The sequence below is a fragment of the Streptomyces sp. DSM 110735 genome, assembly GCF_016482685.1.
In the GTDB taxonomy this organism is placed as follows: Bacteria; Actinomycetota; Actinomycetes; order Streptomycetales; family Streptomycetaceae; genus Streptomyces.
The window spans coordinates 257,365-283,445 of sequence record NZ_JACYHF010000002.1 but is presented as its reverse complement, the minus strand read 5'-3'; the positions used below and the strand labels follow the sequence as shown (position 1 = coordinate 283,445).

The window sequence follows — 26,081 nt, the reverse complement described above, 5'->3', positions numbered from 1 at the left end:
TCGTAAGAGAGGCTTGCATCTCTTATCAACGACCCCGTATAAGAGATGCCAACCACTCTTATTGCGAGGACGGGACCATGACGAAGTCCGAGCGGCCGCTCAACGCCCCCACCGTGCTCATCGTCGGCGCCGGTCCGACCGGGCTCACGCTCGCCTGCGAACTCGCGCGCCGTGACGTGTCGTTCCGGCTCATCGAAGCCGCTCCGGGACCCCAGCCCGGCTCGCGCGGCAAGGGCGTCCAGCCGCGCACCCTCGAAGTCTTCGAGAACCTCGGCGTCATCGACCGCGTCCTCGCGCACGGCCGCCTGGCGATGCCGATGCACTCCATCTCCCCGGACGGCAGGGTGACGGTCGGCGGCGCGGTGCCCGAGTCGCTGGCGAACCGCCCCGACATCCCGTACGCCACGAGCCTGATCACGCCCGAGTGGCGCACCGAGGAGGCGCTGCGGCTGCGGCTGGCCGAACTCGGCGGCGCGGTCGAGTTCGGCACGTCACTGGTCGGGTTCGAGCAGTCCGACGACGGGGTGTCTGCGCGGGTCGCGGTGGGGAAGGGCGGGGTGTCCGCGCGGGTCGCGGTCGGGGACGGAGAGGTCGCGACCGTCGCCGCGCGGTGGCTGGTCGGCTGCGACGGCGGGCACAGCGTCGTCCGCAAGCGGGCCGGTATCGCCTTCGAGGGGGAGACCCGCGAAGAGGTGCGGATGATCGTCGCCGACGTCCGGGCCGACGGCGTCGACCGCGACGCCTGGCGCGTCTGGCGGCACGCGGAAGGCATCGTCGCGCTCTGCCCGCTGCCCTCCACCGACGCGTTCCAGTACCAGGCGAGTATCGCGCCGGGCCAGGATGCGCAGCTCACCCTCGCGAACCTCCAGGCCGTGCTGGACCGGCGCACCGGCGGCACCGGCATCCGTCTCCACGAGCCGGAGTGGTCCTCGCTGTGGCGGGCCAACATCCGCCTCGCCGACCGCTACCGCGAGGGGCGCGTGTTCCTCGCCGGAGACGCCGCGCACATCCACTCACCGGCGGGCGGCCAGGGCATGAACACGGGCATCCAGGACGCGGTGAACCTGGGCTGGAAGCTCGCCGCCGTCGCGCAGGGTGCCCCCTCGTCCCTCCTCGACACCTACGCGTCCGAGCGGCGACCGGTCGCGGCGCATGTGCTCGGCTTCTCGACCGCGCGGCTCGAACAGATGATGAGGGCGAAGGACATCCCGACCCGCCGCGACGCCAGCACGATCCAACTGGACATCGGATACCGGGGGTTGGCGCTCGCTCACGACGACCGCGACGACAACGCCGTTCTGCGCGCGGGCGATCGGGCTCCGGACGCGACGGAGCTGGCGACAACGGGCGGTGAGCGCAGGCTGTACGACCTGATGCACGGCGGGCGCTTCACGTTGCTGTGCTTCGGGGGTGCGGCGGAGGTTGGGTTCCCGCGGGTCGGCGTCAGGGTGCTCCGGGTCGTGGACGAAGTGGTTGATGGTGACGACGTCGCCGATACCGCCGGTCATCTGCGGCGGGCGTACGGGGCGGGGGAACGTACGCTCGTTCTCATCCGTCCGGACGGGTATGTGGGGGTCGTCTCGGACGCGGGGGATGCCTCGGTGGTGGCGGGATACCTGGGGGCGGTGTGCGGGGCGGGTGTATGACGGGGTGCGGGGAGCCGGGTGCGCTGTGTCCTGTGTCCTGTGCCGGGTGCCGGTCGCTGTCGGCCGCGCGCTGGTAAAATGACCGTACGCTTCGAAACACACAGGGCCCGTGCCGACCAAGGCGCGGGCCCTGTTCCGTTCGGGGTCACCAGCGAAGGAAGGTCCCCATGAACGCGAAGACGCCGAACCCCGGACACCCCGGTGCCGACGGCAACGGCAACGGCAACGACCGCGACCACGACCGCGCCGAGACGCCGGAGCGCGAGGACGCGGCACCCGGCGCGACGACGCCGGGTCTGCCGCCGATCGAGGCGTTCGCCGAGCTGGACCTGCCGTCGGAGCTGGTCCGCACGATGACCGAGCTGGCGGTGCGGGAGCCCTTCCCGATCCAGGCGGCCACCCTGCCGAACGCCCTCGCGGGCCGCGACATCCTCGGCCGGGCGCGCACCGGCTCGGGCAAGACGCTCGCCTTCGGTCTCCCGCTGCTGGTTCGTACGGCGGGGCGCCGCGCCGACGCGAAGCGCCCCCTTGCCCTGGTCCTCGTACCGACCAGGGAACTCGCGCAGCAGGTGACCGACGCCCTGACGCCGTACGCGGAGGTCCTCGGCGTACGGCTGGCGACCGTGGTCGGCGGTCTGTCGATCGGGCGGCAGGCGGCGTCGCTGAAGACCGGAGCCGAGGTCGTCGTCGCCACGCCGGGACGGCTGACCGACCTGGTCTCGCGCCGGGACTGCCGTCTGGACCGCGTGGAGATCACGGTCCTGGACGAGGCGGACCAGATGTGCGACATGGGGTTCCTGCCCCAGGTCTCGGAACTCCTGGACCAGGTGCGCCCCGGCGGTCAGCGGATGCTGTTCTCCGCCACGCTCGACCGCGACGTCGAGCGCCTGGTCGAGCACCATCTGCACGACCCGGTCTCCGCCTCGGTCGACCGGTCCTCGGGATCGGTCACGACGATGGAGCACCACGTGCTCCTCGTCCACCCGGCCGACAAGCTCGCCACCGCCACCGAGATCGCCGCCCGCGACGGCCGGGTCCTGATGTTCCTGGACACCAAGGTGGCCGTCGACCGGTTCACCCGCCATCTGCGCGACAGCGGCATCCAGGCAGCCGCCCTGCACAGCGGTAAGTCGCAGCCCCAACGCACCCACACGCTCGGCCGGTTCAAGGACGGCGACCTCACGGTGCTGGTCGCCACCAACGTCGCCGCCCGTGGCATCCACATCGACGACCTCGACCTCGTCGTCAACGTCGACCCGCCCACCGACCCCAAGGACTACCTCCACCGCGGCGGCCGCACCGCCCGCGCCGGAGAGTCCGGCAGCGTGGTCACCCTCGTCACCCCCGGCGAACGCGGCGACGTCCACCGCATGATGTCCGACGCCGGCATCCGCCCCACGGTCACCCCCGTCCGCTCCGGCGAAGCGAAACTCACCACCCTCACCGGCGCCCGCCGCGCCCCCTCCGCAGCCCCCGCCAAGAACACCAACGCCCCCTTCCGCGGCATGGGCACCCGCCCGGGCCGCCCGGCGAAGGAAACCCGAAAGGCAACGGAGGCACGAAAGCTCGCGGAGGCGCGGAGGGCGGCACGGGCACGGAAGTCCCGCTGAGCGCGGGCCCTGGTTCGCGGTCACCTTGACCTGCGCGATATTGAGGGGTGCGCGCGTCGGCGACTGCTTGTAGCGTCAGCCGTCCGAAGTCGATCTTCGGGCGCTTCAGCGACAACGGGGTTGCTGGGGCGTGTGACGAGTTCCGTTTCACGTCCTGGCGACGGCCCGTGCGCCGACCCGGTCCCACCGGCTCGGATCGGGGCCGCCTCATACCCTGGAGAAGCCTGTGCCCACCGCGCCCGCCACTCCCCGCTCCCGTGGAGCCTGGCTGACCGACGGTCCCGTTCTTCTGGTCGCCGTCGTCTGGGGCTCCAGCTATCTGGCGACCAAGAACATCACGCATGAAGACACCGTCGTCACCCTGCTTCTGCTGCGCTTCGTCATAGCCCTGCCGCTTCTCGGTCTGGTGGCGTGGCGGGCGGTGGGGCGGATGACGGTGCGTGAGCTACGTGGGGGAGGGGTTCTGGGGCTGTTCCTCGCCGCTGTCTTTCTGCTGGAGACCTACGGCGTCGTGCACACCTCGGCGACCAACGCGGGGCTGATCATCAGTCTCACCATGGTGTTCACGCCTCTCGCCGAAGCCGCCCTCAACCGGACGCCGCCCAGCCGGTCCTTCCTGGCCGCGGCAGGGCTCTCCCTGGTCGGGGTCGCCCTGCTCACCCAGGGCACCGGCTTCACGGCGCCCTCTCTCGGCGATCTGCTGATGCTGCTGGCCGCCGTCGCCCGGACCGCCACCGTTCTGCTCATGCACCGCCTCCCCGCCGTACGGGGCACCGACGACGCGGCTCTCACGTTCGTCCAACTCGCCACCGCCGTGGTCGCGTTCGCGATCCTGTCCCCGATGGGCGGGACGCCGCCCTGGGCGCTGGCGGCGTCCTTCACCGGTGCTCAGTGGATCAACCTGCTCTACCTGTCCCTCATGTGCACCTTGTTCGCCTTCTTCGTCCAGCTCTGGGCCGTACGCCGCAGCACCCCCTCCCGCGTCAGCCTCCTCCAGGGCACGGAACCTCTGTGGGCTGCGGTCATCGGTGTCGCGCTCGGCGGCGAACGGCCGGGCGTGCTGGGGTACTTGGGTGCCGTGCTCGTCCTCGCCGGAACCACCTGGGGGCGCCGCGCGGCGGAACACCAACGTCAGCTCACGAGTCGGCAGACTCCGCCGATTCCTGCGCCGACTCCTGCTTCGCCCACCCGTCCCGGAACTTCTTCGCCGCAGGTTTGACCTTGTTGTTCCAGAAGGGCTTCACGTGAGGCGCGACGAGAAGAGCCCCCACGACGACCCCGGCGACCGCCAGCGCCTGCCAACTGGGCGGAGAGTCGTCGTCGCCGCTGTCGTCGGGGTCCACGTAGGGCTCGTTCCCGGGGGCGTCCTCTTCCTGGGCGAGGGCGTCTTCCGCGCCGATGCCTCCGGGGTTGGCTTCCATGTCGGCCCTGAGCGCCGCCGCCGTCTCGTCGCTCCAAGTGCGGGTTTCCCAGCTCTTGTTGTACTGGGCGTACCCGCCCGTGCCGCGTGAGTGGTACTGCTCCTCCGCGTACTGCTGCCCCTTCTCGGTGAGCCCGTAGGCGCCGGGGGTTCCGTACAAGTACCCGTGATCCTTGAGGAGTTCGTTCATTTCGCGAGCCGTCCGGCCGAACTCCTGGCCCAGCACCCGTGCCGACTTCCCCATGGATCAGTGCCCCCCTCTTCCTGCTCGGCAGCGGTCTGCGCGAGGCGCTGATCGTATCCGTGCGGTACGCGGACCGTGGCGATCGGTGACGGCGCGGTCAGACGTACGCCTCGCGGAACGCCCGCGCGAACTCCTCGTCCGTCACCGCCCCGTTGCCCCCGCCGCCCGTGCGATGCCCGCGCTTCGAGAGGGCGAGTACGGGGTCGAGTACCTCGTGCATGTAGTGGCGGGTCCAGTCGGAGGTCTGGCCCTCGTAGCCGGGCAGCGGGGTGAGGACGGCCAGGCTGCCGCCGGGGTGGCTGACGACGCCCCAGACGATCCGGTACATGCCGACCCGGCTCACGATCAGACCGCCGGAGGTGATCTCGTGGTCCTCGGACAGGCGCGGTGCCGCCTCGACGATCTGCCCGACCGTCTCCGGGATGCCGGTCGAGGTCTGCACCGTGGTGACGAGCCCTGCGGAGGTGACCAGTTGGTGGAGCAGCTCCACCAGCGTCCCGCGTCCGTCCGGGCCGAGCGTCAAGTCGTGCACGAGGAGGTCCCTTCGACGGGGCGCCCACTGGATCGGACGCGGGGAGAACCGTAGTGGGGCAGTGCTCAACGGCCATCGTGTGCAGGAGGGTTGATACGAGGGCGAAAGGCTACCGGTCCGGACAGTTCTCCGGAACCACTTCGCGTCCACCGGCTGAGGGCGACCGGACCTGGCTCCCTCCGCTTCCCCGAATGCCCTGCGGGAAAGGTGACTTGGCCTGATAATCCGGCCATGACCACGCAACCTCCGCCCCCCGAAGCCGGTGACGTCAGGTTCACCGGCACGACCGTGGAGTACTTCGACGGAAGCGACTGGGTCGAGCACGAGGAACTCCCCGACGACCAGTTGCCGCCCCAACTGCGGGGCCACACCGACGACGAGGACGACGAAGGTCCCGACGACCTCCCGTTCCCGGAGTGAGCAGCCCCGCCGAGGGTCAGGTCCCGGACCCCGGACCCGATCCCGTCCTCGCCGACCTCCAGGCGTCCGTGAGCGACATGCGGTCCACCGCACGATGGATCATCGGCGCGGCGGCGGGAGTCGGCGCGCTGGTGCTGGCGGGCGGACCCCTCGTCATCGTGAAGGACCTGGACGACACCGGTGACGTGATCGCGGCGGTCGGCGGCATCCTGCTCGCGCTCGTGGGCGTGGTCTGGGCGGTATGGCGCACCAGCGACGTGCTCGGTCCACGCACCGCCGTGCTCGACGACCTCAACTCGCCCCGCCTCAAAGGCTTGAGAGAACTCATCGACCGCAGCCCCGCGGACTTCTACGGACCCCGCGCCACCGACCCGGCCGCCCTGCGGCAGGAACACCGCCTGCGCCTGACCGTCGCCGCGCGCCTCGACGCCATGCTGGCGCGCGAGAACGACCCCGCACGCATCAGGGTCCTGACCCACGAGGCAGCCGTCGCGCGGCGCAACGCGCTCCTGTCGCAGCGCCTGGAACGCCGGTTGCTCGCCTGGATCCACGCCTGGCAGGTGGGACTGGCACTGCGGCGGGCCCGCAGGGACACGCTCCTGGCCGCGCTGCTCGTACTCGCCGGTGCCGCGCTCTACGTCACGGCACCGCTCGACGCCAAGGACGAGCCGACCGTGGTGTACGTCTGCCAGGCGGGCACGCCGCCCCTGCCGCACGGCTCCCACGCGGAGGAGAATCCCTGTGCCCGATGACCCCGTGAAGGGCTCCCACTGGCGGCTGGAAATACGGCGTACCGCCGTGACGCTCAACGCCGGTACGAAGACCGTCGCCCAGGGACCGGGTGCCCAGGTGTCCTACCCCCTGGCGGAGACCGTCCGGGCGCTGAACCGGGCGTACGAGACCGCGGGCAGGGGCGCGCGGCGACGGGCCACCGGCGTGCCACCGTCGGTACTCACCCGGCGCCTCGGACACCTGCTCGCCGAGGCGGCGGGCTCCGCGGTGACGCTCGCCCTCGCCGCAGCCGAGCGTGAGACGACCGGGGAGCACGGTCTGCCGCTCGCCATCGAGGCGGAACCGGGCGAACTCGCCGACCTGCCGTGGGAAGCCCTCACCCTGCCCGGCCAGACGGTGCCATTGGCACTCCACCCGACGATCCGCCCGTACCGCGCCTTCGCCGAGACGGAGACGGAGACGAGGGCGGGGGCGGGGGCGGATACGGGGACGGGGACGGATACGGCGGGACCCGTGCACACCGGAGGCGCCGACGGACGCCCGCTGCGCCTGCTCGTGCTGCTCGCGGGCCCGCGCACCGCCCCGGGCCGCCGCGAAGCCCTGCTGGACCTGGACGCCGAGACCGCCCGGCTGGCCACCGCGCTGTCCCGGATCCCGGGCACGGCCGAGCTGCGCGTCCTCAGCTCCGGCAGCCTCACCGCGCTCCGGACGGCTCTGGCAGAGAAGCCCGCCGACATCGTGCACATCGTCTGCCACGCCGGACCCGGGGAACTCCTGCTGGAGGACGACAACGGCGGCCCGGCACCGGTGACCGCGCACGCCCTGTGCGAGGCACTGCGCGACGGTCACGGCGTTCCCGCCGTGGTCCTGGCGGGCTGCTCGACCGCATCGTCGGTGCGCCGGAATCGTCCGCACGCGGGTCCGGAACCGGCGCACGACACCAGGTATCTGCCCGGACTGGCCCAGAGCCTCGCCGAGTTCGGCTCACCCGCCGTGGTGGCCATGTCCGCACCGGTACGGGACGTCTACGCCGGTGCTCTGATGGCGGACATGTACGCCGAGCTGGCCGCCGGTCGTCCCCTGTGGGAGGCGTTGCACGCCGCCCGGACCGAGCAGGAGCGGGTGAGACGCTCCACGAACGAGCGGTGGCTGCCGGAATGGCACGTACCCCTGCTGTTCGCCGGAACCCGCCCGACGCGGGCGACGCCGGACCCCGGCGAGCTACACGAAGAGGAGCCCGTTGCCGCTGCCGTACCGCCGCTCGCCCTGCCGCTCGGCGCGTTCGTCGGCCGCCGTACGCATCTGCGCACCGCGCTGAAGGCGCTCGCCGAGGACGCCGCGCTCGTGGTCCACGGTGTGGGCGGAGTCGGAAAGAGCGCGTTCGTAGGGGAGTTGCTGCGGTTGCGGGCACTACCGACGCCGACGGTGCTGCTGGGCGGACTGGTCAGCCCGGACTCCATCCTGCGGGAGACCGCCGCCGCGCTCGCTCCCGGAGCGGACGCCGAACACGCGCGAGCGGTCCGCGACCCGCAACAGCACTGGTCCGCAAGGCTGGACGACCTCGCCGCCGCCCAACTCACCCTCGTACTGGACGACTTCGAGACCAACCTGAGCCGCGACGCACGAGGACGTACCCGGTTCACCGACCCCGAACTGGGCGAGTTCCTCGCCGCCTGGGTCACCCGGTCGACGGGCGCGAGCCTGCTGGTCGCCTCGCGCCATCCCCTCCCGCTGCCGAACGGGACGGCGGCGGGGCGGGTGCGTCAGATGCCGCTGCCTCCTCTCAGCCGGGACGAGACCGACCTCATGCGGCTGCGGCTGCCCCTGACCCGGCTGCTGCCCCCGAAGTACTGGCAGCGGATCCGGCACGCCGCCGGGGGCCACCCCCGTACGTACGCCTACCTCGAAGCGCTCCTCGGCACCGGCCGCCCGGCCGACGACCTCGCCGAGCGGATCGGGCGGCTCGGCGGCGGTCTGGATGTGGCGCGCTCCCGGGTACGGGGACAATTGCGTCCCGCCCTGCGCGAGGCGCTCAGCCTCACCGCCGCCGACACCCTGCTCCAGGAGCTGCTCGCGACGCTGGACCCGGAGAGCCGGACCGTCCTGCACCGCGCGGCGGTGTACCGAGTCCCCGTCCCAGCACAGGCGTTCGGCGTCGTGGAGGACGTGGAGGGCGTGGAGGACACGGCCCGCGCGCGCGACGACCGAGGGCACGGCACGCCCGCAGCCCTCGCCACCCTCGCGGAAGCCGGGCTGCTCGCCGAGGACGGGGTCGACGAGGCGGGCACTCCCGTCTGGAGCGTCCACCGCTGGATCGCCGCCGAGCTGGAGCGCCTCGATCCGTCGGCCGCGCAGGACGCCCATCGCCGCGCGGCGGCCCATCACGAGGCGCGCTTCCACGGCGACGTGACGACAGGCGACGCGACGACAGGCGACGGGACGACAGGCGACCGGAAGGACCCGAAGCCCGATGCCGCACCTCCCGCCCTGTCCGACGCCGCACGCGTCGAGGCGGCGTTCGAGGCGTTGCACCACCTCGGCGCGGCCGGACGCGACGAGCAGGCGGGGGTGCTGGGGCGCAGCCTGTGCCGGATCCTGCACGCCAAGGGACGCTGGAGCACGGAGCGGGCGCTGTGTCTGCGGATGCTGGAGTGGAGCGAGCCCGGCACCGAGTCGGAGGCTGTGGTGCACCGCCAGCTCGGGCTCATCGCGCGGGACCGGGGCGAGATGCACGCCGCACGGACCCACCTGGAGCGGGCGCTGGCGGTGAGCACCGGCGCGGACGACGTCCTGGGCGTCGCCTACGCCGAGCACCAGCTCGGGTCCATCGAGCACGAGCAGGGAGACCACAGGGCAGCCGAGTCGCGCTATCTGAGGGCGCGGGGCGCCTTCCGTGAGCTGGGCAGGGAGCGGGACGCGGCGGCGACGCTCTACCAGTTGTCCATGCTGAACCAGTACGACGGACAGCCGGAGCGGGCGGCGGCGGGTTTCGCGGAGGCGATGGAGGTCTTCCGGCGCGAGGGCGACGTGGGCGCCGTCATCGCCTGCCACCGCAGCCTGTCCTATCTCGCGGAGGACGAGCAGGACTTGGCGAAGGCGATGGACCACTGCCGTGCCGCGGTGGCGTTGTGCGAGGAGAGCGAGGACCTCGCGCAGGCGGAGGAACTGCGCAACCAGATCGGCACCTTGCACGTACTGGCGGGCGAACTCACCGAAGCACACCGGGAGTTCGACGCTGCCCTGCGCTCGGCCGTCGCCCGCGACGCACCGGAGGAGATGGCCCGCTCCCACCAGCACCTCGGGATCTGCTCGGAGCGCATGGGCGCCATGGAGATCGCGGAGGAGCACATCCGCACGTCCCTGAGGCTCAACACCGAGCTGGGACGCGTCGTCGGACAGGCGCAGTGCCTCACCATCCTCGCCCGGCTCACCCGGCTGCGCGACAGACCCGCCGACGGTCTCTCCCTCGCCCGGACCGCCCTCGCCCTGTACGCCCGCACGGACGAGGTGCGGGACCGGTCGGGGACGTACCGGGTGATCGGTGACTGCCTGCGCGACCTCGGTCGTACCGAAGCCGCCCGCCGCTTCTACACGGCGGGGGTGCGGGATGCCCAGAGCCCGCGCGACGCGGAGAACAACCTTGCCGCCTTAAGGGAGTTGGACGCGGGCGCATGACACCGCAGGAGGGACGGTGCAGCGGCGTGATCCGGCATATGCCAGTCGCGTTCCGCGCCTATTGCACCTTTGCGCGCTGCCTGTACGGTCTGTCCCCGGACTATCGGTCCCGACACCGGGGGGTGCTGTGAGCCGTTCCGTGGAACGCGCCGTGGGAGTCCTGCGCCAGTGGGCGGAGAACGACTATCCGTCGGGCGTCGTCGACATGACGGTGTTCGACCTGATCGATACCCAGTGGGGATTCGGAATCCACGACCAGGGCGCCCTGACCCTGGTCTGGGCCGACATCACCGACCGGCCCGCGGACAACTGGTCGGTGCAGATCTCCAGCGGGCTCGCCATCGACGTGCCCGACCTCGTGGGACCGGTCCAGTGGGCGAACGCCGCCAACCGGCAGGTGGTCATCGGCAAGTACTTCTGCGCGCTCGCGTACGAGCAGAAGATGTCCGCCGCCGTCTACGAGACCTCCCTGCCCACCCTCTATTTCGACCTGCTCTTCGACGGACCGCACGGTCCGGGCACCTTCCAGCGGCTCGGCGGATGGCTGCGGGCGCTGCAGCGGAACAACGTCGTCTCGGCAGCCGAGGGCGCCCGGGAGATCATCGGCTCCTACGGCGGACGACGGTTCGGTCCCACGGAGGCGGACCTGATCGCCCTGTTCACCGTGGCCAGCGCCTGAGCCGCGACGACTTCGACCGCCGCGGAGGTGGTGGCAGTGGCCGGTGGGAAACGGACGATCCTCATCGCTTCCTCGAGTTTCGACGCGCACACGCACCGCCCGGTACAGGAGAGGCTTGTCCGGCGCGGATTTCCCGTCGTCGTCTACCAGACGGACGAGATCATGGCGGGGCGGCAGCGGTTCGGGCTGTGCGTCGACTCCACCGGGCGACTGGCCGTCACCTGCGACGGTCAGGACATCGCCCCGGACGCGATCGCCGCCGCGTGGTACTGGAAGGTGGCGGGCTTCCGCGTCGCCGACGCCGAGCGGAACGTCGCGAAACAGCTCTCCATGGTGAACGAGATCGCGCAGTGGAACAGCAGCCTGTGGGGGCTGTACCCGGAGCGCCTCTGGCTCAGTTCGCCCAGCGCCGTCGCCGTGGCCAACCAGAAGCTGCTGCAGCTCGTCACGGCGCGGGACGTGGGGTTCACGATCCCGCGTACGGTCGTGGGGAACGACTGGGACGACATCGAAGCCGAGACGGCTCCCGACGGGTCGGACATCATCGTCAAGATGATGCGCGGGGTGCTGGCGGACCAGAACCGGCTGAAGGGGCTGTACACCACGCCGCTCGACCGTTCCGCGATCGAGGCTCTGAAGGGGAGCACCATTCCCTTCCCCGGGATGTTCCAGCCGTTCCTGAAGAAGGCCAGGGAATGGCGGGTCACCGTCGTCGGGGACGAGGTGTTCCCGGTGGCCGTCCACACGGACGCCGACGCGCGGGACGACTGGAGGCGGATGCAGAACACCCCGTCGGTGGAGTTCCGCGTGGAGCCCCTGCCGGACGGGGTGGCGGACCTGTGCCGCGCCTATCTGCGGCGCTTCTCCCTGAGGTACGGAGCGTTCGACCTGGTCGAGCAGCCGGACGGCCAGGTCGTCTTCCTGGAATGCAATCCGAACGGCCAGCACAACTGGCTGGAGGAGAAACTGGGTATCCCCGTGGCCGACGCGCTGGCCGCGGAACTGGCACGGACAGCAGAGGCGGACTGACGGTTCCCGCGCGGGGATCGCCTCCGCGTGGCAGCCCCGGTCCGCGACACGGAACATCCCGAGAGAGGTCGTGACCATGGACGAGCAGCAGCAGCCCGAGACGCAGAAGATCTCCCTGTTCGAAGCCCTCGCGGACGAACTCGTACCGACGGGCCCCAACATGTCCAACCAGTCCACCCCGTCGGCGGGAGACGCCGACGACCAGTGACGTCACGCAACTCGGTCGGGGCCGGCGCCGGAACACTCGGCGTCGGCCCCTTCCGCGTCCCCATGTGACCGGCATCACAGTGCGTCAACTCTCGTCGTCAGGTCATCATATGACCTGACCGTTGGCGAAGGGGCCCGGCAGGGATGGGCGTCCGGCGGCCACTGCGAGACAAGGATGTTGCGCGTGAACGACCAGCAAAGGTCCGCCCGGCCACGGGTGGGCGTGGTGGGACTCGGAGCCATGGGGCTCGGCATGGCACGGAACCTGCGGAGCGCGGGGTACGAGGTCGGGGTCCACGATCTGCGGTCCGACGTGGCCGCCGAGTTCGCCCGGGAGGGCGGCACCGCGTTCCCGACGCCCGGTGAACTCGCCGCCACCGTCGATGTCCTGGTCGGCGTGGTCGTCAACTCGGCCCAGATCGAGCAGGTGTTGTTCGGCATGGGCGGCGCCGCCGAGCGGTTGCGCCCGGGGACCGTGTTCGTGATGTGCTCCACCATCGACCCCGCCACGTCGGTCGAACTGGAAGGCAGACTGGCCGAGTCGGGCGTGCTCTACCTGGACGCCCCCGTCTCCGGAGGCGCCGCGCGCGCCGCGTCCGGGGAGCTGACCATGATGACGTCCGGCGCTCCGGAGGCGTACGCCGTCGCCGGTCCGGTCCTTGACGCCATGAGCGCGACCGTGCACCGGCTGGGCGCGAGCGCGGGGCTCGGTTCCAAGGTCAAGGTCGTCAACCAACTGCTCGCGGGCGTCCACATCGCCGCGGCAGCCGAGGCGATGGCGCTGGGCATCAAGGCAGGCATCCCGGCGGAGACGCTGTACGAGGTCATCACGCACAGCGCGGGCAACTCGTGGATGTTCGAGAACCGCATGCCTCATGTGCTCGCCGGTGACTACACACCCCTGTCCGCCGTCGACATCTTCGTCAAGGACCTCGGGATCGTGCTCGACTCCGCGCGGCCCGAGCGCTTCCCGCTGCCGCTGGCCGCCACCGCCCACCAGATGTTCCTCCAGGCGGCGGCGTCCGGACTCGGCGGCGAGGACGACAGCGCGGTGATCAAGATCTTCCCGGGGATCGACCTGCCGAAGCCGGAGGATGGCTGACATGGGAATCCGACTCGGCGCCATCGCCGACGACTTCACCGGCGCCACCGACCTGGCGAACAACCTGGTGCGCGCGGGCATGCGCGTGGTCCAGCTCATCGACGTACCCGAGGACGGCGGGTACGGCATCGCCGGGGACGCGGACGCCGTCGTGATCGCGCTCAAGTCCCGTACCGTGCCCGTCGCGGAGGCGGTCGACGCCTCGCTGCGCGCCCTGGCGTGGCTGCGGGGCGCGGGCGCCGAGCAGATCTACTTCAAGTACTGCTCGACCTTCGACTCCACCCCCGCCGGGAACATCGGTCCGGTCACCGAGGCGCTGATGGACGCGCTGGGCACCGACTTCACGGTCGCCACCCCGGCGTTCCCCGACAACGGGCGCACCGTCTTCAAGGGTCATCTCTTCGTGGGCGACGTGCTGTTGAGCGAGAGCGGGATGCGGGACCACCCGCTGACGCCGATGACCGACTCGAACCTCGTCCACGTGCTCGGTGCGCAGACGACGCGCCCCGTCGGGCTCATCGACCACACGTCTCTCGCCGCCGGTGCGGACGCCGTGCGGACCCGGATCGCCGAACTCCGTTCCCAGGGTGTCGCGTTCGCCGTCGTGGACGCCGTCTCCAACGACGACCTCGTGCGGCTGGGTGAGGCGGTGAGTGAACTGCCGCTGGTGACCGCCGGTTCGGGACTGGCCATCGGGCTCCCGGCCAACTGGGGGCTCGAACCCTCCTCTGCGGCAGCCGAGTTGCCGCTCGCCGGTGGACATCGGGCCATCGTCTCCGGTTCGGTCTCCGTGGCCACGAACGGTCAGGTCCGCGCGTTCCTGGACAGCGGACGCCCCGCCTTCAGCGTGGACCCGCTGCGCATCGCGGCTGGTGAGGACGTGGCAGGTGAGGCGCTCGCCTTTGCGGACGCCCACCTGGCCGAGGGACCCGTCCTCGTCTACTCCACCGAGGCGCCCGACGCCGTACGCGGAGTGCAGAGCAGGCTCGGCGCCGCCGAGGCAGGTGAGCTGGTGGAGCGGACCCTTGCCGAGGTGGCGCGGGGGCTCGTGGCGCGCGGGGTAGGGCAGCTCGTCGTCGCCGGGGGCGAGACCTCGGGCGCCGTCGTGCAGGCGCTCGGCATCACCGGGCTCCGTATCGGCGCGCAGATCGACCCCGGTGTGCCGTGGTGCGCGGCGGTCCTGCCCGACGGGGAGACGCTCCATCTCACCCTGAAATCAGGCAACTTCGGGGGACCGGACTTCTTCTCCGCCGCGTTCGCCCTGCTGGAGACGCCATGACCGGGACCGTGACCGACCCGGTCGAAGAGGCACGGCGCGAGATCGTCCGCGTGGGCGCGAGCCTGTTCGCGCGCGGCTACGTCCACGCCAGCGCGGGCAACATCAGCGCCCAGGTCGGTGACTCCCACCTGATCACCCCGACCGACGCCGCCCTGGGGTTCCTCGACCCCGACCGGCTGGCCCTCGTCGACGCGGGGGGCGAGCAGCTCGCGGGCGACCGCGCCAGCAAGACCCTCACCCTGCACCGGCGGATCTACGCCGCCGACCCCACCGCCCGCTTCGTCGTCCACACCCACTCCACGCACCTGGTCGGACTGACCCTGGCCGGAGTGTGGAGCCAGGACGACGTGCTCCCGCCGATCACGCCGTACTACGTGATGAAGGTCGGGCATGTCCCGCTCGTCCCCTACCACCGGCCCGGCGACCCGCGTGTGGCCGACCTGGTGACCGCCCGCATCGCCGAACGCGCCGCGAGCGGTACGCCGATCAGGGTCGTGCTGCTCGACCGGCTCGGACCGGTCGTCTGGGGGCCCGACGCGGCTTCCGCACTCGCCGTCCTCGAAGAACTCGAGGAGACGGCACGCCTGTGGCTGCTCACCGACCGCCGCCCCGCACCGCTGTCCGACCTCGAACTCGCCGAACTCCGCTCCGTGTTCGGCGCCCGCTGGTGAACCCGCCCGCACCCGCTCCCTCGTCCCCGGAATCCCCCTGAGCCGCTCCAAGGATGCGTCATGTCTCTCCCCACGGTCGCCACCGAAGTCGACCTCGCCCGCGAGAACGCCGTCTTCCGCAAGGTCGTCCGGCGGATCGTCCCCTTCCTCGTCCTGTGCTACATCGTCTCCTACCTCGACCGTGTGAACGTCGGCTTCGCCAAGCTCCAGATGTCCGGTGACCTGGGGTTCAGCGAGGCGTCGTACGGTCTGGGCGCCGGGCTGTTCTTCATCGGGTACTTCCTCTTCGAGGTCCCCTCGAACCTGCTGCTCCAGCGGGTCGGCGCCCGCACCTGGATCGCCCGGATCATGATCAGTTGGGGTGTGGTCTCGGCGGCGTTCGTGTTCGTCACCAACGAGACGACGTTCTACGTGCTCCGCTTCCTGCTGGGCGCGGCGGAGGCGGGGTTCTACCCCGGCGTCATCCTCTACTGCACCTACTGGTTCCCCTCGCACCGCCGGGCCCGCGTCATCGCGATGTTCATGTCGGCGATCCCCGTGGCGGGCATCTTCGGCAACCCGCTCTCCGGCTGGATCCTGGACGCCTTCCACGGCACGGGCGGCTGGCAGGGCTGGCAGTGGATGTTCGCGCTGGAGGCGCTGCCCGCTCTCGCCGTGGGTGTCGCCACGCTGTTCTACCTGGACAACGGGGTGCGGGACGCGCAGTGGCTCAGCGACGAGGAGAAGGACGTCGTGGAGCGCGCGCTCGCGGAGGACGCCGCGCACCGGACCGTGCACGGCAAGGTCTGGGACGGCTTCCGCGACCCCAAGGTGTGGCTGATGAGCCTCATCTACTTCTGCTTCGTGATGGGCCAGTACGCGCTGACCTTCTGGATGCCGACCTTCGTGGAGTCCACCGGAATCAAGGGCAACCTGGCCATCGGCGTGCTCAGTTCGGTACCGTTCCTGGCCGCGCTGGTCGCCATGAACCTCTTCGGACGCTCGGCGGACCGGCGCCGGGAACGCCGCTGGCACCTGGTGATCCCGAGCCTCATGGGCGCCGTCGGCTTCACCCTGGCAGCCTCCTGGTCCGGCTCGACCGCGCTCTCCCTGATCGCCCTCTCCTTCGCGGCAGCCGGAGTCCTGACCTGCGCCCCGCTGTTCTGGTCGCTGCCCACCGCCTTCCTCGGCGGCACGGCGGCTGCCGCCGGGCTCGCCCTCATCAACTCCGTAGGAAACCTTGCCGGTTTCGCCAGCCCGTACATGATCGGCGCGCTCAAGGACAGCACTGGCTCGGCGGCGATACCGATGTACGTGCTGGCGTTCAGCCTCGTCGTGGGCGCCGCCGCCGTACTGACCACCAAGAAGGACGTCGTCAACCGCTGACCGGCGCCCACCGGCGTCATGGGAGTGACCATGCCGAGGTTCGCAGCGAACCTGTCCATGATGTACACCGAGCACCCGTTCCCGACCCGCTTCGCCGCAGCCTCGGCGGACGGCTTCGAAGCCGTCGAGTACCTCTTCCCGTACGACTACGACGCTGCCGAGCTGCGCCGTCTGCTGGACGACCACGGTCTGCGCCAAGTGCTGTTCAACGCCCCACCCGGCGAATGGAGTTCGGGCGAGCGCGGGACCGCAGCACTGCCCGGACGCGAGGCGGAGACGCGGGTCGGGATCGACCGGGCGCTGGAGTACGCCGCCGCCCTGGACTGCCCGCGCGTGCATGTGATGGCCGGGCTGCCGCCGACCGGACTCGCGCCCGCCGAGACGGCCCGGCACCGCGACACCTACCTGGCCAACCTCGCCTGGGCCGCCGAACGTGCCGGTGCGGCGGGGGTGGACCTCCTGATCGAGCCGATCAACCACCGGGACATGCCGGGCTACTTCCTGAACCGGCAGACCGAAGCACACGCTGTCGTGCGGGAGTTGGGCGCCGACAACGTCAAGGTCCAACTGGACCTCTACCACTGCCAGATCACCGAGGGCGACCTCACCACGGTCCTGCGCCGGGACCTGCCGACCGGCCGGGTCGGGCATCTCCAGATCGCCGGGGTGCCCGACCGGCACGAGCCCGACGCGGGCGAACTGAACATCGGCCATCTCTTCGCCGTCATCGACGAGTTGGCCTTCGAGGGGTGGATCGGCTGCGAGTACCGCCCCCGCGCCGGGACGAGCGAGGGGCTCGGCTGGCTGCACGACTACCGAGGAGCACACGCATGAGGATCGTCATCACCGGTGGCTTCGGCTTCCTGGGTCGTCAGGTGGCTGAACGGCTGCTGGAGACACGGAGGTTCAACGGCGCACCCGTGGACCGGCTGGTGCTGGCCGACCTGTTCGTACCGGACGCGTCACCGCTCGCCGCCGACCCGCTCGTGGAGGTCGTCCAGGGCGATCTGACCGCGCGGCTGGGCGAGTTGTTCGCCGAGCCGGTGGACGCGGTGATCCACCTCGCCTCCGCCGTGTCCGCCGCGTGCGAGGCGGACTTCGACCTCGGCATGGCCGCCAACGTCGACACCACGCGCGCCCTGCTCGAAGCCGCCCGCACGCAGTCCGCCGCCGGGGGACCGGTCGTACGGCTGCTGTTCTCCAGCAGCGTCGCGGTGTACGGTCCGGACCCGGCGCTGCCGCTGCCCGAGGTGGTCAGCGAAGCCACGCTGCCGACCCCGCGCTCCAGCTACGGCGTGCAGAAGTTCGTCTGCGAGCAGCTCGTCGCGGAGTACACGCGCCGTGGCTTCGTGGACGGGCGCGTGGCCCGGCTGATGACCGTCTCGGTGCGGCCGGGCAAGCCGAACGCCGCCGCGTCCGGGTTCCTGTCCGGCATCGTCCGCGAGCCCCTGGCCGGGCTGCCCGCCGTCTGCCCCGTCGACCCCGCCCTGCGGGTGGCGCTGGCGTCACCCCGGCGCACGGTCGCGGGCATCCTCCGGGTCGCGGAACTGGAGCGCGGCGAGGGACCCGGTCAGCTCGACGGGCGGCTGCCGGTCAACCTGCCCGCGCTGACGGTCTCGGTCGAGGAGATGCTCCGGACCCTTCGCCGGGTGGCCGGGGACGCGGTCGCGGACCTGGTGACCGTCGCGCCCGAGCCCGCCGTCGAGGCGATCGTGGGCTCCTGGCCCGCCGCCTTCGACAACGCCCGCGCCGCCACCCTCGGTCTGGCGGCCGACCCGGACTTCGAGTCGGTCGTCCGGGAGTACCTCGCCGGCCACGCCGACGCGGTGACCGCCGTCACCGGGCTCGGAGCCGGGCGCCAGAGCGCGGATCGATAGACTGAAAAGCATGTTTTCCAAGGTGAGCGGTCCGATACGGCTCGCGGACCAGGTCGCCGCGATCCTCGCGGAGGAGATCGAGTCCGGACGGCTCGCCGAGGGCGACAAACTGCCGACCGAGGTCGCGCTGGTCAAGCAGCTCGGCGTGAGCCGCACGGTCATCCGCGAGGCGGTGTCCCGGCTGCGCAACGCGGGTCTGGTCGAGCCGCGCCAGGGACTCGGCGTCTTCGTCCTGCCCCGGCGCACCCGACCGCTCGACCTTGAGGCGGAGTCCCCGGGCACCAAGTCCAAGGTGCTCCAGATCGTCGAGGTCCGCGCCGCCCTGGAGGGTGAGGCGGCGGCGCTGGCGGCGACCCGGGCCACGCCGGACGACATCGCCCGGATGCGCGGGGCGCTCGACGCGCTGGACACGGCGGTCGCCGCCGACGGCGACGGCGTGGACGAGGACCTCGCCTTCCACCGCACCATCGCGGAGTCCACCGGCAACCCGGTCCTCGTCCAGACGGTCCGCTACCTCGGCGAGGTCGCCCGCGACGGCATCCGCGTCACCCGCGCCAACGAGGCGCGCCGCACCGACTTCATCGAGGCGGTCCGCCAGGAGCACCACGCCATCCTCGCCGCCGTCGAAGCCCACGACCCCGAAGCCGCCCAGGCAGCCGCCCGCCTCCACCTCCGCCACGCCGCCTCCCGCCTCCAGGACGCGGACGACCGCTTCTGGACGGAGAACGACGGGCTGGACGTACGCCTGGGGTCCGGGTCGGGCACCTGACGCGGCGCGCCGGGCACCCGCTCTCCGTGATCCACGTCATTCCGGGCAATCCGTGGAATTTTCTCGACCGTCTGAAAGGTTGGTGTTTACATCTGTTAGCCGAGATCGCGAGGCACCCGTGAACCACGCCCCCACCGAGCAGCCCGCCGACACCGTCGCCCGGCTGCGCGACACGTTCCGTACCGGACGGACCAAGTCCGTCGAGTGGCGCACCGGGCAACTGCGCCGACTGCGCGCGATGCTCACCGAGCACGGCGACGACCTCGCCGCCGCCCTCCACGCCGACCTGGGCAAGAGTGCCACCGAGGCGTACCGCACGGAGATCGACTTCACCGTCCGCGAGATCGACCACACCCTGGAGCACCTGGAGGAGTGGCTGCGCCCCGAGCCGGCGCCGGTGCCCGCGTACCTCGGTGCCGACGCGACGGCCTGGACGCAGTACGACCCGCTCGGCGTCGTCCTTGTCATCGCCCCCTGGAACTACCCGGCGCAGCTCCTGCTCGCCCCGATGGTCGGCGCGCTCGCCTCCGGCAACGCGGTGGTGGCGAAGCCGAGCGAGCTCGCCCCGGCGACCTCCGCCGCGCTGGCCGAGCTGATCCCCGCCTACCTCGACACCGACGCGGTCGCCGTGGTCGAGGGCGGCATCCCGGAGACCACCGCCCTGCTGGCCGAGCGCTTCGACCACATCTTCTACACCGGCAACGGCACGGTCGGCCGGGTCGTCATGCGCGCCGCCGCCGAGCACCTCACCCCGGTCACCCTCGAACTCGGCGGCAAGTCACCGGCGTTCGTCGACCGCGACACCGACCTCGACGTGGTCGCGGACCGGCTGGTCCGGGGCAAGTTCCTCAACGCCGGGCAGACCTGCGTCGCCCCGGACTACGTCCTCACCGACCCGGAGACCGCCCCCGCCCTGGAGGCGGCGCTCGTCCGCGCGGTCGAGGGCGTCTACGGCACCGACCCGGCGGCATCGCCCGAGTACGGCCGGATCGTCAACGAACGCCACTTCGACCGGCTTTCCGGTCTGCTCGACTCCGGGCGGGTGGTGGTCGGCGGGGCGAGCGACCGTAAGGACAAGTACATCGCGCCGACCGTCCTGGCCGACCTCGCGCCCGAGGCACCCGTGATGCGGGAGGAGATCTTCGGACCCATCCTCCCGATCGTCACCGTGCCGGACCTTGACGCGGCGGTGGACTTCATCAACGACCGTGACAAACCGCTGGCGTTGTACGTCTTCAGCGACTCCGCCACCACCCGCGCCCGCATCGCCGCCGAAACCTCCTCCGGCGGCCTCGGCCACGGCCTGCCCCTCGCCCACCTCACCGTCTCCGACCTTCCCTTCGGCGGCGTCGGGGAGAGCGGCATGGGCAACTACCACGGCCGCTACTCCCTGGACACCTTCAGCCACCGCAAGGCGGTGCTGTCCAAGCCGCTGAGCTGACATCGCCCGCGAACGACACCGGCTTCCCTCCGGCCATATCGTTGCCGCATGCGGTACTTGGTGGAGTCGTTCATCCTCGGGGCTCTGAGGCGGGGTCGCTCGGTCGAGCAGCTTCTTGGGGCGTGCGGCTCGGCGGAGCGCCCCGGCGTGCGCCATGTTGAGGTTCGCCCGACGAAGGGGCGGTTCGAGGTCCGTCTCCACACGGTCGAGGACATCGGTAGCGAGCGCTTCCGGGACCTGGGCGAGTTCCCGCCGTTCGATCCGGACGACGAGGCGAGCGAGTTCGGCCTGCTCCTGGGCACGGCGGAGGACCCGCTGTCCGCGCTGGAGATCGCCGAGCGGCAAACGGGAGCCGAGCGGGCCCGCTGGGTCAACGAGGGGGTCGTGCAGGACAAGTACGGCGACTTCGTCAGCGCCGGGCGGTCGTGGACGCGGGAGCCGGTCGTACCCCCGGCGCGGTGATCAGCCGTGCAGTCGGACCGGGATTTCCTGCCAGCCGAGGGCGATGAAGGACGGGACCTGGCGTAGATCCTCTCGGCGTAAGGCGGGCGCCAGGTCGGGGAAGCGGTGGAACAGGGACGGGAGGGCGGTGCGGGCTTCCAGGCGGGCCAGGGGGGCGCCGATGCAGCGGTGGACGCCGAGACCGAAGGCCAGGTGGTCGTCGGCTCCGCGTGCCGCGTCGAAGAGATGGGCTTCGGTGCCGTAGTGGGCGGGGTCGAGGCCGGCGGCGGCGTACGTCGTGATGATGGCGTCGCCTGCCGGGATGGTGATGTCGCCGACGGTCAGGTCCTCGACCGCGTAGCGCAACGGCAGTGCGGCGATGGAGGGTTGGACGCGGAGCGTCTCGTCGATCACCGCGTCCCAGGAGATCTCCCCGGCGCGGACCGCGGCCAGTTGGGCGGGGTCGTCCAGCAGGGCGACGATCGCGTTGCCGATGAGGTTGACCGTCGTCTCGAACCCGGCGCCGATCACGAGCAGCAGCGTGTACAGCAGTTCCTCGTCGCTGAGCCGGTCGCCGTCCTCGTCGCGGACCCGGATCAGCTCCGTGGTCATGTCGTCGCCGGGGTGCTCGGTCTTGTACGCGATCAGCCCGCCCAGGACGGTCCCGATCCGCTCCTGCACGAACGCCGTGTGCTCCGGGCCCGGGTTGGAGGTGTCCATGATGGCCGCGATGAGACCGGCGGTTTCCGCCCGCAACTTCGGTGGGACGCCGAACAGTTCACAGATCATCCGCATCGGCAGCTCGTGCGCGTACATCCGCTTGACGTCCACCGTCGCGCCGTCGGCGCCCGCTTCGGCCAGGGCGTCGAGCAGTTCGGTCGTGATCGACTCCACGCGCGGGCGCATCGCCTCGGTGCGCCTGTGTGTGAAGCTCGGCGCCACCAGCTTGCGCAGCCGCGCGTGTTCGGCGCCGTAGGTGGTGAACATGTTGACGACACCCACCCAGCCCAGAATCCAGCCCCAGGAGGGGTGTTGGCCGATCTCGGGCCACAGCCGCCAGTGCCGCCGGGGGTCCTTGCTGACCCGGGGGTCCAGGATCAGGTCCTTGAGGACGTCGTACCCGGTCGGAGCCCAGGCGGGTATGCCGCCGGGCAGCTCGACGGGGACCACCGGGCCGAGGGAGCGCAGCTTCGCCGTCTCGGCGGGGACGTCGGCGCCGAAAGGGTCGATGACGACACGGTCGACGGGGTCGCTGATGGTCACGGTGACTCTCCAGAGGGCGTCGGCACAGCGACTGTCGTTCCAGGGGTGCGGAGCGATCAGGGTATGCGTCAACTCCCCCTCACCGTAGAGCCCTTACAGATCTTGCACATCCGGGGACGCCTTCGCCCTGCCCTCACGGAGAGGACAGGGCGAAGGAGATCTGCCGTGTGGACCACTGCGGGTGGCTACGCCGCCGGAAGCGTCCACTTCTGCGCCGCCGAGCCGTTGCAGGCGTAGATCTGCAACCGGGTGCCCTCCGCCGTGGCGGAGTTCGGATCGTCCAGGCACAGACCGGAGTTGGTGTTCTTCAGCGAGCCGTCCGAGCCGATCGTCCACGCCTGCGCGCCGGTGCCGTTGCAGGCGTAGAGCTGGACGAGGGTGCCGTTGGTCGTCCCGCTGTTCGACACGTCGAGGCACTTGCCGAGCGTGCGCAGGGTGCCGTCCGAGGCGACCGTCCAGTCCTGGGCGTACGTCCCGTTGCAGGTCCAGAGCTGGATCGCCGTGTGGTCCGCCGTACCGGAATTGGCGTCGTCCACGCAGAGCGAGGAACTGACACCCGCCTTCACCGGACCGACCCGGGGCTTGGCCGGGGCGGAGGTGTCGCCGGGGTACGACGGGGGAGCGGCGGAAGTCCCGCTCGCCCACGAGGTGTTGGCGGTGGTCCCCAGCGTGAAGCCGAGGGTGCCGCCCGAGGTGATCGCGGACGTCGGGGCGTAGGCGTTGTTCCACGCCGAGCCGTTGAAGGTCGCGGACTGGACGTAGGGCGCGTTGTCCGCCGCACCCGAGCCGTTGATCGTGAGCGTGTTGCCCGACGGCAGCGTGACCTGCGCCTGCGGGAACAGCGGGGAACCGAGGGCGAGATCGGACGTGCCCGGCGTCATGGGGAACATGCCGAGCGCCGACCAGACGTACCAGGCGCTCATCGCGCCGAGGTCGTCGTTGCCGTCCGCCAGACCGGCGGGGGAGTTGGACCAGATCTGGTCCTGGACCGCCCGAACCGTCGCCTGGGTCTTGTACGGCATGCCGATGTAGTCGTACTCCCAGGGCAGTTCGATGCTCGGCTCGTTGCCGACCCAGGCGTAGCCGTTCGCGCCGGTGTAGCTGCGCAGCACGGTGTCGAGGTAGTCGCCCATCACCTTGTTGCCGCCCTTGGCGGTGGCCAGTCCGCCCACGTTGAACGGCACCATGCCGGTGTAGATCCAGGAGTCGGCCTCCACCATGTCCGTCCCGCTGGTGGGGTCGAACCCGCCGGTCCAACTGCCGTTGGCGTTGCGCGGCTGGACGAAACCGGAGGCGGGGTTGAGGACGTTGCGCCAGTCCTGTGCCCGGTGGGCGTACGTCTTCTGGCTCTGGGTGTCGCCGAGGGAACCGGCGAGGGCGGAGAGGGCGAAGTCGGCGGTGTCGTACTCCAGCGTGGTGGCGACGGGACCGTAGAAGTTGCAGCAGCCGTAGCTGCCGTCGTGCGGCTCGTAGCCCGGGTTGTCGAGGTAATTGAGCCCCGGCCGGTCGTTGTTCGCGGTGCTCGCCTGCTTCAGCAGCCCCTTGAGCGCCGCAGAGGTGTCGAAGTCCCGGGCGCCGAAGGCGTAGTAGTCGGCGATGATCGCCGCGGCCGGGTCACCGACCATGACATAGGACTCTCCGTTGTTCTCCGACCACTTGGGGAAGATCCCGGTCTGCTGGTAGTCGTCGACCATCGACTGGGCGGTGTCGGAGGCGATTTGGGGACTGACCAGCGCCTCCAACTGCGCCTGGGAGCGGTAGATGTCCCAGCCGGAGTAGTTGGCGTACGCGGCCCGGTGCCCGGAGTCGACCTGGTGCGTCTTGCCGTCGAAGCCGAAGTACTGGCCGTTTGTGTCGCTGATGACGTTCGGGTGCAGCAGGGAGTGGTAGAGCGCGGTGTAGAAGATCTTCTGCTGGTCCGAGGTCCCGCCGCCGATCAGCACCTTGCCGAGCGCCGAGTCCCAGGCGTCGTGCGCCGAGGTGCGCACGGCGTCGAAGTTCCAATTGGGGTTCTCCGCCGTGCGGTTGGCGGTCGCGTTGGCGACGGAGACATAGGAGACGCCCACCTTGGCCTGGACGACCTGGTTCGCGCTGGTGTCGAAGGTGACATGGGCGTTGGACGCGGCGGCTTTGGGAGTGGCGTCGTCCTTGACGGCCGCCTTCGCCCCGGTGCCGTGCAGACGCGGGTGGTTGGGCTTGTCCGCCGCGTTCTTCCCCGCCCGCTTGGTGCTCGGCGCCGGCTTCGCCGCCGCGAGCGAGCTGCCGCTGGTGGCGAAGGGCCGGTCGAAGACCATGTCGAAGTAGACGGTGTAGCTGTTCCCGGCTCCGCAGAACCTACCGCTCGTGACCTGACCGCTGACCTCGGTGTTGGACACCACGTTGAACTGGGTCGAACTGCCGCCGTTCTGGCTGCTGTTCAGCTTGAAGAGCAGGTTCGCCTGAGTGGTCGCCGGGAAGGTGAACCGCGCCATCCCGCTCCGCGTGGTGGTGGCCAGCTCGGTGGTCACCTTATTGTCGAGCGCGACCTTGTACGAGCCCGCCGTGGCCGACTCGTTGTCGTGCGAGAAGGAGTCGGTGGCGGAGTTGCTGACCGCGCCGACCGTCGGCAGCACCGGCACGTCCCCCGCCGCGCCGCAGCCGGGACCGGCGATGTGAGTGAGGCTGAACCCGGTGATCGAGGAGTCCTTGTACTCGTACCCGCCCCCCGGTGGACGGGAGTTGGTGTCGGGGCTCCACTGCACCATGCCGAAGGGCACGTCCGCGCCGGGGAAGTCGTTGGCGTCGTTGGACGTGCCGATGAACGGGTTGACCAGGTCGGCCGGATGAGCGACGAGGTCGGCGGGGCGCGCTGCCGCTGCCGCCGCCGCGGGCGCGGGCAGCGCGTAGGCGCCGAACAGCGCGGCTCCGGCCACGGCGCCGAGGGCTGCGTACCCCCGGCGCGACCGGGACGAGCGCAGCGCGAGCGGGGCGGCGCCCCGGCGTCTGCTGAACAACGAGTTCCCGAACATCGCGATGTGCCTCCTGGGGGAGTGGGGGAGGAGCGGACTCGACGCGGTTCCTGGGTGGGGGTGACAACGTTGTCTCGGTGGTGAACAGTGTTTGCTGACCAAGGGCGTTGGGGTCGTTCGAGGTGCGCGGGGTGACGACTTGTCGCGGCGGAGGACAAGGCGGCTCGTGCGGGGAGCGCGGGTGGGCGCCGAAACGCTGTCGCAACGTAGCGGTGAGGCGTGAGCACGTCAATGCTGCGCGTGACAGGTGGGGCTACTTCGGGCCGTGCCGCCAACTTGCCGGTGCCCGGAGCCTGTTACTCGTTCGCGTCGGCGCGCAGGGTCAGGTCGAGAAGTCCGGGGAAGCGGGCGTCGAACTCCTCGCGGCGCAGCCGGTTGAGCCGCCGGGGACCCTGGTCGCGCTGTTCGACCAGCCCCGCGTCGCGCAGGACCGAGAAGTGATGGCTCTTCGCGGCGCGCCCGACCGGCACGTCGAAGTTGCTGCAACTGAGCGTCCAGTCGGGGTGTCCGGCCAGGTCGCGGACGAGCTGGATGCGCACGGGGTCCGCGAGCGCGGACAGGGCGGTGAGCAGCGGCACGTCGTCGGGGTGCGTGTGCACGGGCGGCTGACGGTGACTCGCGCCCTGGGTCCGGTCCGGCATTCCGAAGTCCTCCTCCACGCACTGTTCGAC

23 protein-coding genes are annotated in these 26,081 nt (G+C 71.0%); 18 read left to right on the top strand and 5 right to left on the bottom strand.

Features of this window, described 5'->3' with window-relative positions; all coding sequences use genetic code 11:
• Positions 1-77 precede the first annotated feature (77 nt).
• The 3 genes from IF655_RS04055 (at position 78) to IF655_RS04045 (ending at position 4,475) form a co-directional block, all read left to right on the top strand.
• On the top strand, positions 78-1,646 hold the full coding sequence (locus tag IF655_RS04055) for an FAD-dependent oxidoreductase (RefSeq protein ID WP_206775397.1): 1,569 nt from the start codon (positions 78-80) through the stop codon (positions 1,644-1,646).
• 167 nt (positions 1,647-1,813) lie between these two features.
• A complete protein-coding gene (locus tag IF655_RS04050; RefSeq protein WP_199582098.1) occupies positions 1,814-3,256 on the top strand; it encodes a DEAD/DEAH box helicase in 1,443 nt (480 codons plus the stop codon).
• Positions 3,257-3,482: 226 nt separating this feature from the next.
• The gene (locus IF655_RS04045) at positions 3,483-4,475 is read left to right on the top strand and encodes a DMT family transporter (protein ID WP_199582097.1); all 993 of its coding nucleotides are present in this window, start codon (positions 3,483-3,485) and stop codon (positions 4,473-4,475) included.
• On the opposite strand, the gene IF655_RS04040 is transcribed toward IF655_RS04045, so the two are convergent.
• Both IF655_RS04040 and IF655_RS04035 read right to left on the bottom strand, forming a co-directional pair.
• On the bottom strand, positions 4,393-4,920 hold the full coding sequence (locus tag IF655_RS04040; protein WP_199582096.1) for a hypothetical protein: 528 nt from the start codon (positions 4,918-4,920) through the stop codon (positions 4,393-4,395). The two genes, IF655_RS04045 and IF655_RS04040, sit on opposite strands and share 83 nt — an antisense overlap.
• A gap of 97 nt (positions 4,921-5,017) precedes the next feature.
• Positions 5,018-5,452, bottom strand: a complete 435-nt coding sequence (locus tag IF655_RS04035; protein ID WP_199582095.1) for a hypothetical protein — start codon at positions 5,450-5,452, stop codon at positions 5,018-5,020.
• A 231-nt stretch (positions 5,453-5,683) separates the two neighbouring features.
• On the opposite strand from IF655_RS04035, the gene IF655_RS04030 reads away from it, so the two are divergent.
• From IF655_RS04030 to IF655_RS03965, 15 genes are all read left to right on the top strand, one after another.
• Positions 5,684-5,872 (top strand): hypothetical protein, encoded by a 189-nt coding sequence (locus IF655_RS04030; RefSeq protein WP_199582094.1) that lies wholly within the window; start codon positions 5,684-5,686, stop codon positions 5,870-5,872.
• Positions 5,869-6,624 carry a hypothetical protein gene (locus IF655_RS04025; protein ID WP_199582093.1) on the top strand — a complete coding sequence of 252 codons (756 nt, stop codon included), beginning with the start codon at positions 5,869-5,871 and terminating at the stop codon, positions 6,622-6,624. The genes IF655_RS04030 and IF655_RS04025 overlap by 4 nt, the downstream gene beginning before the upstream one ends.
• Positions 6,614-10,279: a CHAT domain-containing protein gene (locus IF655_RS04020; protein ID WP_199582092.1), complete on the top strand. Its 3,666-nt coding sequence runs from the start codon at positions 6,614-6,616 to the stop codon at positions 10,277-10,279. Before IF655_RS04025 ends, IF655_RS04020 begins: the two co-directional genes overlap by 11 nt.
• Before the next feature lie 127 nt (positions 10,280-10,406).
• Entirely contained in the window at positions 10,407-10,958 is a 552-nt protein-coding gene (locus tag IF655_RS04015; protein ID WP_199582091.1) for a hypothetical protein, read from the top strand.
• A 162-nt stretch (positions 10,959-11,120) separates the two neighbouring features.
• Positions 11,121-11,987 (top strand): hypothetical protein, encoded by an 867-nt coding sequence (locus IF655_RS04010; protein ID WP_199582090.1) that lies wholly within the window; start codon positions 11,121-11,123, stop codon positions 11,985-11,987.
• Between the two features lie 76 nt (positions 11,988-12,063).
• Positions 12,064-12,195, top strand: coding sequence for a hypothetical protein (locus IF655_RS31410; RefSeq protein ID WP_277952645.1), 132 nt, complete (start codon positions 12,064-12,066; stop codon positions 12,193-12,195).
• A gap of 183 nt (positions 12,196-12,378) precedes the next feature.
• Positions 12,379-13,296, top strand: a complete 918-nt coding sequence (gene ltnD / locus IF655_RS04005) for an L-threonate dehydrogenase (RefSeq protein WP_374100163.1) — start codon at positions 12,379-12,381, stop codon at positions 13,294-13,296.
• Position 13,297: 1 nt separating this feature from the next.
• A complete protein-coding gene (gene otnK, locus IF655_RS04000; protein ID WP_199582088.1) occupies positions 13,298-14,575 on the top strand; it encodes a 3-oxo-tetronate kinase in 1,278 nt (425 codons plus the stop codon).
• The gene (locus IF655_RS03995; RefSeq protein ID WP_199582087.1) at positions 14,572-15,246 is read left to right on the top strand and encodes an aldolase; all 675 of its coding nucleotides are present in this window, start codon (positions 14,572-14,574) and stop codon (positions 15,244-15,246) included. Before otnK ends, IF655_RS03995 begins: the two co-directional genes overlap by 4 nt.
• A 60-nt stretch (positions 15,247-15,306) precedes the next feature.
• Positions 15,307-16,611, top strand: a complete 1,305-nt coding sequence (locus IF655_RS03990) for an MFS transporter (RefSeq protein WP_199582086.1) — start codon at positions 15,307-15,309, stop codon at positions 16,609-16,611.
• A gap of 30 nt (positions 16,612-16,641) precedes the next feature.
• Positions 16,642-17,445 carry a 2-oxo-tetronate isomerase gene (gene otnI / locus IF655_RS03985; RefSeq protein WP_199582085.1) on the top strand — a complete coding sequence of 268 codons (804 nt, stop codon included), beginning with the start codon at positions 16,642-16,644 and terminating at the stop codon, positions 17,443-17,445.
• Positions 17,442-18,488, top strand: a complete 1,047-nt coding sequence (gene denD, locus IF655_RS03980) for a D-erythronate dehydrogenase (protein ID WP_199582084.1) — start codon at positions 17,442-17,444, stop codon at positions 18,486-18,488. The genes otnI and denD overlap by 4 nt, the downstream gene beginning before the upstream one ends.
• 10 nt (positions 18,489-18,498) lie before the next feature.
• Positions 18,499-19,257: a FadR/GntR family transcriptional regulator gene (locus tag IF655_RS03975; RefSeq protein ID WP_199582083.1), complete on the top strand. Its 759-nt coding sequence runs from the start codon at positions 18,499-18,501 to the stop codon at positions 19,255-19,257.
• A 118-nt stretch (positions 19,258-19,375) separates the two neighbouring features.
• Positions 19,376-20,698: an aldehyde dehydrogenase family protein gene (locus tag IF655_RS03970; RefSeq protein WP_199582082.1), complete on the top strand. Its 1,323-nt coding sequence runs from the start codon at positions 19,376-19,378 to the stop codon at positions 20,696-20,698.
• Positions 20,699-20,746: 48 nt separating this feature from the next.
• Positions 20,747-21,160 carry a hypothetical protein gene (locus tag IF655_RS03965; protein WP_242488528.1) on the top strand — a complete coding sequence of 138 codons (414 nt, stop codon included), beginning with the start codon at positions 20,747-20,749 and terminating at the stop codon, positions 21,158-21,160.
• Here the strand turns inward: IF655_RS03965 and IF655_RS03960 are convergent, their stop codons facing one another.
• From IF655_RS03960 to IF655_RS03950, 3 genes are all read right to left on the bottom strand, one after another.
• The gene (locus IF655_RS03960) at positions 21,161-22,402 is read right to left on the bottom strand and encodes a cytochrome P450 (protein ID WP_199582081.1); all 1,242 of its coding nucleotides are present in this window, start codon (positions 22,400-22,402) and stop codon (positions 21,161-21,163) included.
• Positions 22,403-22,587: 185 nt separating this feature from the next.
• Positions 22,588-25,410, bottom strand: coding sequence for a lectin (locus tag IF655_RS03955; RefSeq protein ID WP_242488527.1), 2,823 nt, complete (start codon positions 25,408-25,410; stop codon positions 22,588-22,590).
• Between the two features lie 296 nt (positions 25,411-25,706).
• Complete coding sequence (locus IF655_RS03950; RefSeq protein WP_199582353.1) at positions 25,707-26,051, bottom strand: helix-turn-helix transcriptional regulator; 345 nt, start codon at positions 26,049-26,051, stop codon at positions 25,707-25,709.
• Positions 26,052-26,081: the final 30 nt, after the last annotated feature.

Coding starts and splice junctions, on each gene's coding strand:
- IF655_RS04055 (WP_206775397.1), top strand. CDS start 78: ATGACGAAGTCCGAGCGGCCGCTCAACGCCCCCACCGTGCTCATCGTC.
- IF655_RS04050 (WP_199582098.1), top strand. CDS start 1,814: ATGAACGCGAAGACGCCGAACCCCGGACACCCCGGTGCCGACGGCAAC.
- IF655_RS04040 (WP_199582096.1), bottom strand. CDS start 4,920: ATGGGGAAGTCGGCACGGGTGCTGGGCCAGGAGTTCGGCCGGACGGCT.
- IF655_RS04030 (WP_199582094.1), top strand. CDS start 5,684: ATGACCACGCAACCTCCGCCCCCCGAAGCCGGTGACGTCAGGTTCACC.
- IF655_RS04010 (WP_199582090.1), top strand. CDS start 11,121: ATGGCGGGGCGGCAGCGGTTCGGGCTGTGCGTCGACTCCACCGGGCGA.
- IF655_RS31410 (WP_277952645.1), top strand. CDS start 12,064: ATGGACGAGCAGCAGCAGCCCGAGACGCAGAAGATCTCCCTGTTCGAA.
- otnK (WP_199582088.1), top strand. CDS start 13,298: ATGGGAATCCGACTCGGCGCCATCGCCGACGACTTCACCGGCGCCACC.
- IF655_RS03995 (WP_199582087.1), top strand. CDS start 14,572: ATGACCGGGACCGTGACCGACCCGGTCGAAGAGGCACGGCGCGAGATC.
- IF655_RS03990 (WP_199582086.1), top strand. CDS start 15,307: ATGTCTCTCCCCACGGTCGCCACCGAAGTCGACCTCGCCCGCGAGAAC.
- otnI (WP_199582085.1), top strand. CDS start 16,642: ATGCCGAGGTTCGCAGCGAACCTGTCCATGATGTACACCGAGCACCCG.
- denD (WP_199582084.1), top strand. CDS start 17,442: ATGAGGATCGTCATCACCGGTGGCTTCGGCTTCCTGGGTCGTCAGGTG.
- IF655_RS03975 (WP_199582083.1), top strand. CDS start 18,499: ATGTTTTCCAAGGTGAGCGGTCCGATACGGCTCGCGGACCAGGTCGCC.
- IF655_RS03965 (WP_242488528.1), top strand. CDS start 20,747: ATGCGGTACTTGGTGGAGTCGTTCATCCTCGGGGCTCTGAGGCGGGGT.
- IF655_RS03955 (WP_242488527.1), bottom strand. CDS start 25,410: ATGTTCGGGAACTCGTTGTTCAGCAGACGCCGGGGCGCCGCCCCGCTC.
- IF655_RS03950 (WP_199582353.1), bottom strand. CDS start 26,051: ATGCCGGACCGGACCCAGGGCGCGAGTCACCGTCAGCCGCCCGTGCAC.